The organism is Actinophytocola sp. (genome assembly GCF_036002505.1).
Classification (GTDB): Bacteria; Actinomycetota; Actinomycetes; order Mycobacteriales; family Pseudonocardiaceae; genus DASYTH01.
In genome coordinates, this window is sequence record NZ_DASYTH010000296.1 from 1 (window position 1) to 6,877 (window position 6,877).

At 65.9% G+C, this 6,877-nt stretch carries 7 protein-coding genes and 2 pseudogenes; 5 read left to right on the plus strand and 4 right to left on the minus strand.

The window, feature by feature from the left end; genetic code table 11:
- The first annotated feature begins 387 nt into the window (after positions 1-387).
- Entirely contained in the window at positions 388-816 is a 429-nt protein-coding gene (locus VGR06_RS26025) for a hypothetical protein (protein ID WP_327561755.1), read from the plus strand.
- Here the strand turns inward: VGR06_RS26025 and VGR06_RS26030 are convergent.
- Positions 753-1,241: a PHP domain-containing protein gene (locus VGR06_RS26030; RefSeq protein ID WP_327561756.1), complete on the minus strand. Its 489-nt coding sequence runs from the start codon at positions 1,239-1,241 to the stop codon at positions 753-755. The genes VGR06_RS26025 and VGR06_RS26030 overlap by 64 nt on opposite strands.
- Before the next feature lie 201 nt (positions 1,242-1,442).
- Here VGR06_RS26030 and VGR06_RS44035 point away from each other — a divergent pair.
- Positions 1,443-1,643: pseudogene (locus tag VGR06_RS44035) on the plus strand (NUDIX domain-containing protein); the annotation flags it as partial.
- A gap of 101 nt (positions 1,644-1,744) precedes the next feature.
- On the opposite strand, the gene VGR06_RS26035 reads toward VGR06_RS44035, so the two are convergent.
- From VGR06_RS26035 to VGR06_RS26045, 3 genes and pseudogenes are all read right to left on the minus strand, one after another.
- Positions 1,745-2,545, minus strand: coding sequence for a transposase (locus tag VGR06_RS26035; protein WP_327561757.1), 801 nt, complete (start codon positions 2,543-2,545; stop codon positions 1,745-1,747).
- 52 nt (positions 2,546-2,597) lie between these two features.
- Positions 2,598-2,912: pseudogene (locus tag VGR06_RS44040) on the minus strand (IS110 family transposase); the annotation flags it as partial.
- A gap of 624 nt (positions 2,913-3,536) precedes the next feature.
- Positions 3,537-3,770 carry a hypothetical protein gene (locus VGR06_RS26045; protein WP_327561759.1) on the minus strand — a complete coding sequence of 78 codons (234 nt, stop codon included), beginning with the start codon at positions 3,768-3,770 and terminating at the stop codon, positions 3,537-3,539.
- Between the two features lie 190 nt (positions 3,771-3,960).
- Between VGR06_RS26045 and VGR06_RS26050 the strand changes: the two genes are divergently transcribed.
- The 3 genes from VGR06_RS26050 to VGR06_RS26060 all read left to right on the plus strand — a co-directional run.
- Complete coding sequence (locus VGR06_RS26050; protein WP_327561760.1) at positions 3,961-5,127, plus strand: helix-turn-helix domain-containing protein; 1,167 nt, start codon at positions 3,961-3,963, stop codon at positions 5,125-5,127.
- Positions 5,128-5,422: 295 nt separating this feature from the next.
- The gene (locus VGR06_RS26055) at positions 5,423-6,106 is read left to right on the plus strand and encodes a hypothetical protein (RefSeq protein ID WP_327561761.1); all 684 of its coding nucleotides are present in this window, start codon (positions 5,423-5,425) and stop codon (positions 6,104-6,106) included.
- A partial coding sequence (locus tag VGR06_RS26060) for an IS30 family transposase (protein WP_327561762.1) occupies positions 6,084-6,877 on the plus strand: 794 nt, incomplete at its 3' end. The genes VGR06_RS26055 and VGR06_RS26060, both read left to right, overlap by 23 nt.

The following is a 6,877-nucleotide window of genomic DNA, read 5'->3' on the forward strand; positions in this document are numbered from 1 at the left end:
CAACAAGGCGCCTCGCGGCGCATCGGATTTGCCGATGACAGTGCGCGTGATCATGCCAATGAAGGGCACACCCACGCACAATTTCTTAGCCTTGACGATTTGGTAGTGAGCTCGACCGGCATCTGAATCTGCAGAGGCTAAAGCCGCTGACGGAGGATCGGCGCAGGCGCTCCAGAACGGGATGAGAAATGGCCACCGAACGAAAATTCGCCGACGCCGAGACCCTGACCCGGTGATGCGGGACGTCTTCGGCACAGCTCAGGATGATTGGCCGCCCTCGGGGCCCTGCCCCCGACTCGCCGGGCGGCCGGTGCGTCGGCAGCCCGGCGGGTCCGGCTGGCCAACAGGCAGAGGCTGCGGCCACGTCGCGTCGGTTAGCCTGCCGTCATGGCGAGCGCCGAGCTGGATGAGTTGATCGTCGCGGACGCCGAGGCGCTGCGCGCGTGGTTGTCGGCCAACCACGCCACGTCGCCCGGCGTCTGGCTGGCCCTGACCAAAAAGGGCGGCATAGTCACCACGCTGACCTGGCAGCAGGCGGTCGACGAGGCCCTTTGCTTCGGCTGGATCGACGGGCAGACCCGGAAACGGGATCAGGAGACCTCTTGGATCCGGTTCACCCCTCGTAGACCCCGCAGCTCCTGGTCACAACGCAACATCGCCCACGTAGCCCGGCTGGAAGCACAGGGGCGAATGCTGCCACCAGGCCGCGCCGCGGTAGACGCCGCGAAAGCGGACGGGCGGTGGGCGACGGCCTACGCCCCGCCGTCGGAAGCCGAGGCACCGGCCGACCTCCTCGCCGCCATCGCCGCCTCGTAGGGATCCCGGTGCGGATAGATGCCCCAGGGCTCGGCGAACGTACCTTGATCCGGCAGGGTGTGCAGCGAGCCGAGCAGCCGATCGAAACGGCCTGTGGCCAGCACCTGGGCGATCTGATCGGCGTGGCGATGCGGCTCACCCAACTCCAGACCGCTAAAGATGCGCAGCTGCGGAAACCGTCGCCGACAGTGCTCGATCGTTTCCAGATATCCGGCGGCGTCGAAGGCGGGTGGTGTCAGCTGCCCGTCGGTGTCAGCGAGTGCGGTGAGGTGATCGATGACGTAGGGACCCGTCAACGCGATCCGCCAGACGGTGTGGTCCAGATGCTCGGTGAAAGCGATTGCCGGAAGGCCAAGCTCCAGAGCTCGGGCGCACGACCGTTCCATGTCACCGACCGGCGTGTCCCACGACCACTGGCTGTGCACGTGACTATCAGCAGGTAAGAGCACGAGACGACCTCCGCTGTCACCGCTGCACCGTCAATGCCTCGCCACGGCATCGCAACGATCCAGTGATCCACGCTACCGCCCGCAGGCGTCAGTCGATTTCCCGGATCGATGCGACGGCGATCATGGCTGCGTCGCTGCCCCGCAGCCAGGGTCTCGCGTATCTGGCAGCATCGCTTCATGGACAGCGAGACCGGACTTCGAGCCTGCTGCGGCGTGGTCGTCATCGACGATCGCAATCGGGTGCTGTTCACGCGCCGCAGCGGCGAAGGAAGCCGGGGGGTACCAGGCGGCGGCCTCAAAGTCGGAGAAACCTGGCAGCAGGCCCCCCGGCGCAAATACCAGGAGGAGACCGGCTGGATCATCGATCTGCTCGACCTGCTGGGCCTATTCAGCGATCCCTCCGCCCAGGCACTGGCGCATCGTGTTCGAACGCCTGCAAGATCAGGCGCACTTATCTGGTTCCCCTCTTGGTCAAGGGATCATGGCGACTTTGTTTTAGGCTTCTTGGTGGCGGATCCGGGTTGTGACTTGTCCGAAGAGACGGCTGTCGGGATAGGGCCGTCCGCGCTGGATTGCAGAGTCGCTCCCGTGTGTCCTCCCGGACCCGTTTCACCAGCTCCGCGCGTTTTGGCGTCGTGGAGCATCCGCTTGTAGACGACGTCGGATAGGTGGCGTTTGAGAGCGCGGAGCGCTTCCATCGTGGTTTTGCCTTCGGCGAGGCGGCGCCGGTAGTAGGCGCGGCCGGGTGTGTCACGGCGGAGTTGGACGATGGCCATGATGTGCAGGACCCGGTTGATTCGCCGGTTGCCGGCGCGGGAGAGCCGGTGGCGGCGTTGGTCGCCGGAGGACGCCTCGAGCGGGGCGGCGCCGTTCCAGGAGGCGAAGTGCGCCGGGGTGCGGAACCGGCGGATGTCGGCGATGTCGCCGATCAGCCGGGCAGCGCCGGACGGGCCGATGCCGTGCAGGCTGGTCAGGGTGCTGCCGTGCTCGGTGACGAGCTGGCGTAGTTGCTTGTCGGCTGCCCGGATCTTTGCGTCGATCGTGGTGAGTTCCTCGATGAGTTCTCGGGCCAGGTCGTGGCGGGTGCGGGCGACGATGCCGGCTGGCGGTGGTGCGGTGCGCAGCAGGTAGCTGGCCTGGCCGCGGGTGAGGAACTTCTTCGCCCCGCCGGGAATGAGTTCGAGTAGCAGGTGATGGATGCGGCTGACGATGTCGGTGCGGGTCCGGCCGAGTTCGTCGCGGCGGTCGACCAGCAGGCGCACCACGACGGTGAGGATCATCCGGGTTGACGGGGCGCAGGCCGCGGCTGCGCAGGCCGGCGACCGCGACGCTGTGCGCGTCGACCGGGTCGGTTTTGCGGCCCTGGCCGGTGTCGAAGACCCGGACTCGGGCCGACAGTTTCGGCGGCACGTCGAGCACTGGTTCACCGTCGGCGACCAGGCGCTGGGCGATGTGTCGGCCGATGCCGTAGCAGCCTTCGACGGCCCATACCCGGTTGGTGAAGGCGCGGCCTGCTGCCAGCATCAGCTGATAGCCGGCGGTGTCGGTGCCGAAACGGCCTTGAGTCAGAATCTTCTCTCGTTCGTCGATGGCCTCGATCGTGGCCGACCGCTTGTGCGGATCCATGCCGATCACCACACGACTCATGTGCTGGTTCCTCCCTATGGCTGCTCACATCCTTGATGCCGAACAGGGAGGGCAAAGCTACTTTGAGCTGCACAGACCCCTCTCGAGCCACTCCCCGGGCGGTAGCCGGCGGGCACATGCCAGATGAGAGTCACACCTCGATTCGGGTGGACAGCCGCAAAAGAGAGCGATCCCACCGGCTACCTCGACCCAGCCTGGCCGGGCACAGGTCGTAGATCCAATTAAAGAAGTAGCCGCCGATAGGGCTCGTCGCCGGGATCGGGTCCAGCTCGTCGCCGGTGGCGTTGTCGCTGGTAGCGGATCATCAGCGTGGCATCGCACCGACGCACCTGGAGCTGCGGGTGATTTCTTGCTTGGTGGTGCGGCCGACGAGGACGTCGCGGGGCCATGTCGGCGAGCTGCGCTCCGGCCGGTCTGCCGGGTCGTCGGTCCTCATGCTCCGGGTGCGGTGTAGACGGCTGCGGTAAGGAGCACGCCGCTGATGTCACCGCCAAGGCAGGCGAGGTCTCCTCTCTGTCGTCGAGCTGATCGTTCGGGCGTGAGGCTGGTCGAGCAGCGCTGGGGTTTCACTCCGTTGGGGCAAATGCTGTAGCGGCTCGGTACGTCACGCCTTCCCTGGCGTAGTTAGCTGGGGCCTGTCCCGAGGAAGTGCGCCAGACCGAGTAATAGAGCGACCGCTCCTCCGAACGCGGCGCCGGCGGTCAGGATCGCGTGCGGGACGTCAGCGCCACCGGCAATTGCAAGTAGACCGGCGATGCCGGCGATGAGCGTGGCGATCAAGAGGATGAGCAACATCCATACCCATCGAGGCGTCCCGCCAGGTGGCGTGGCAAAGCTGTTCGTCCGCGCGTCGGTCATGGCGGATTGCGTCCTCTCGGGTGTCTTCGCGAGCAGCCACCGCAGTCGCACGCGGAGCGCCGCCTCGATGCGGGCAGGGCCTGACCGTCACGGCGACGCCTGAATCCCCATCTTCGGTAAAAGAATTCCAGGATGGGTTGAGTCTACGAGGAAGGCACCCCGGAGTCAACTTAGGTGTAGTATCCCCATCATGGGGACGAGCGAAGTTCGCCGCGGCGCCATCGGAGAGCGTGTGCGGGACAGCATCAAGCGCATCCGCCAAGACCGGGGCTTCACCGGTGCCCAGCTGGCGGCGCTTCTTGGCGCCCTGGGGCGGCCAATGCTGGGGACCGCCGTTAACAAGATCGAGACGGGCGCACGCCGTGTCGATGTGGATGACCTCGTTGCGATCGCGTTGGCGCTAAACACCACGCCGAACCGGCTTCTGCTCAATGATCCGGCCGACCGGCGAGACCGGATCGAAATGACGCCCGAGGTCACCGCAGCCGGCTTTCAGGCGTGGGCTTGGGCCAACGGAGTGCAGACTCTTCTGCCTGCCTGCGTGCCGCTGGGTCGAGGGGACGCGACGTTCGAGGATTTACAGCGCGAGTATCTGCGCGACTCTCAGCCGCCGACACATCATCCTGTGCTGGAGGCCATTGATGAGTTGCGGTCCGCGGCCGGCGCCTTCATGGACTGGGCCGATGAGCACGCACGTGAACGGCAGCGGCAACTAGACTCCGGCAAAGCCGATTCCGACGTCCCACTCGATCAGTTGGTCCTCGCAGCCGAAAACCTTCGCCAGCGCCTGAAGCAAGCCGAGGCTGGCGTTGCCCAGCTACTCGACGAGTCGCCTCTCGCGGACCAATCCGGATACGGTACCGCCTTCTTTGCATCTCACGAGGTCCACACTCAGACTCGCCAACGTGTAATGGCCACCAGGGCCCGGCTCGAAGAAGCCGAGGCCGAATACATGCACGCCCAGCACGCGGCCACTTCAGCTGCCGATGCTCTCGCGGCGCACGAGCAGTCCCCCGCGGAGGAAGGCACCAACGACTCCGATGGCCGCCGTCGAGAACTACAGGCCGCGGCCGAGCTACGACAAAGCGTCGAGACGGCGGCCGCCGCCGATGCCCTTGCACGCGCTCACGAAGCGTTCGCACGAGCGCAGCGGGAACTTTTCGAGCTGCGTCGCGTCATGCTGATCCGCAACATGATCCCACCGCAACTTCCCGTAGATCTCGCCTACATCGACACCCTCCGACCCGGCGAGAACTTGACCCAGCAGCTGCAAGAACTGTGGACCAAGGTGAGCGAGTCACGAATGCTCGCCTGGCTCGGCAAACGGACGCCAACTGAGCGCGTCGGTGAAACCTAGAACTCAGTACCGCCAAGAGAGCAGGCACCGGCACAGCTGAGGCATCAAGCTATGACGAGCCACCAAAAAGCAGGCAAACCATCCTCTCGGCTTGCGTGGCCGTTACGCTCGTGAGTGGTGCCAAGCGCACCCACGCGCGGACATGCCGATGAGAATGCGTCGCCTGCGTTGCATCGTCGGAGTATCAGCGCTTCCGGCTTCGGGGTGGGCACGCGCCGAGATGGGCGACTTTGGGAGTCTGATAGCCTCCTCCGCTCTCATCGATCTTGGTGATAGTCGGGGGAGGTTCATCGCCATGGGAAGAAACAAGTGGACGGCGTCGTCAAGGCGTGGTTCTGTCGGCGCGGCACTGGCTCTGCTGGCCGTCGGAGTGTTTACACCGTCGTCAGCGTTCGCGGTATCGTCGGACGGCAGCGGAACTTCAGAAGCGGGCCTGGTCTTCATGTCGCCGGAGGAGTACTCCTCGCGACACGAGGCGGAATTCGGAACGGCTGCACCTGAGAGCGTGACGGGACCGGAGGAGAGCCCGAGTACGGTTGAAGTCTCTGATGCAGAGCCAACTTCTGACGACACCCCTGCAGACGGGCCTGCGCTTGATCCGCCGGGCGGTGGCGGCAGCGCGGCGTGGTATTTCATCCTGTGGAAGTACACGGACAAGAGTGGCGTGTGGGTGCCGATCAGATCGGGCGATAGTAATCTGGGGTATTACCATTACGCTCAGCCGCATAACCTCTATACCCAGGCGCCTTTTCGGGTAATCCCAAACACGACGAAGCCGGCCGTCGATCAAGGGGCCCACATAGAGTACAAGGCGATCCTCGCGAATCCGAACGACCTTAAAGTTAAATTGACCGTTCGCATCGTCGTGCAAGCGGCCAGCAGGAGTGCCTGGGTTCAGCCGGTCGTAGCATTTGATCTTGGTGGTTCGGTGGGACAGGATGCCCGCCGTGCGTGTGATGTTGACGTTGTCGGATCGTGAAGAGATCTCCCGCGGATTGGCGGACGGCTTGGCCTATCGGGAGATCGGCGTGTTGATCGGGCGTGATCCGTCGGTGATCTCCCGCGAGGTTCGCCGTCACGGCGGCCGGGCGGGCTACCGGGCGGTGGCCGCGGACACCGCGGCGGGCGTAGCGCGGGAACGACCGAAGCGGTTCGCGGTCGAACGTTCGGCGCGGCTGCGCGCGGTCGTCTGCGCACAGCTGCGGGCCGGCTGGTCGCCGGCCTCGATCGCGGGCCGGTTGCCGGTCGCGTACCCGGGCGATCAGGCTTGCCGGGTGTCTCACGAAGCGATCTACCAGTGGGTGTACGCCCAGCCGGTGTCCGGCCTGGCCAGGCAGCTGATCAGCCTGCGGACCGGGCGGCAGGCCCGCCGGGGCGGCAGACGCCCACCACCGGCGCCGCGAATCCGCGAGCCTCGTTACATCGACGAACGCCCGAGCGAGGTCGAGGGCCGGGCGGTGCCCGGTCACTGGGAAGGCGACCTCGTCATCGGCAAGGACGGCAAGAGCGCGGTGGCCACGCTGGTCGAGCGCACGTCCCGGTTCCTCATCCTGGTTCCGTTGACCGGGCGTGACTCGTTGACCGTCGGCGACGCTGTCATCGCCGCCACCGGCGGCCTGCCCACCCAGATCCGCCGCTCGCTGACCTGGGACTGCGGCGCGGAGACGGCCCGCCACGCCGGCATCACCGCGACCGGGCTGCCGGTGTTCTTCGCCCACCCGCACTCGCCGTGGGAACGCGGCAGCAACGA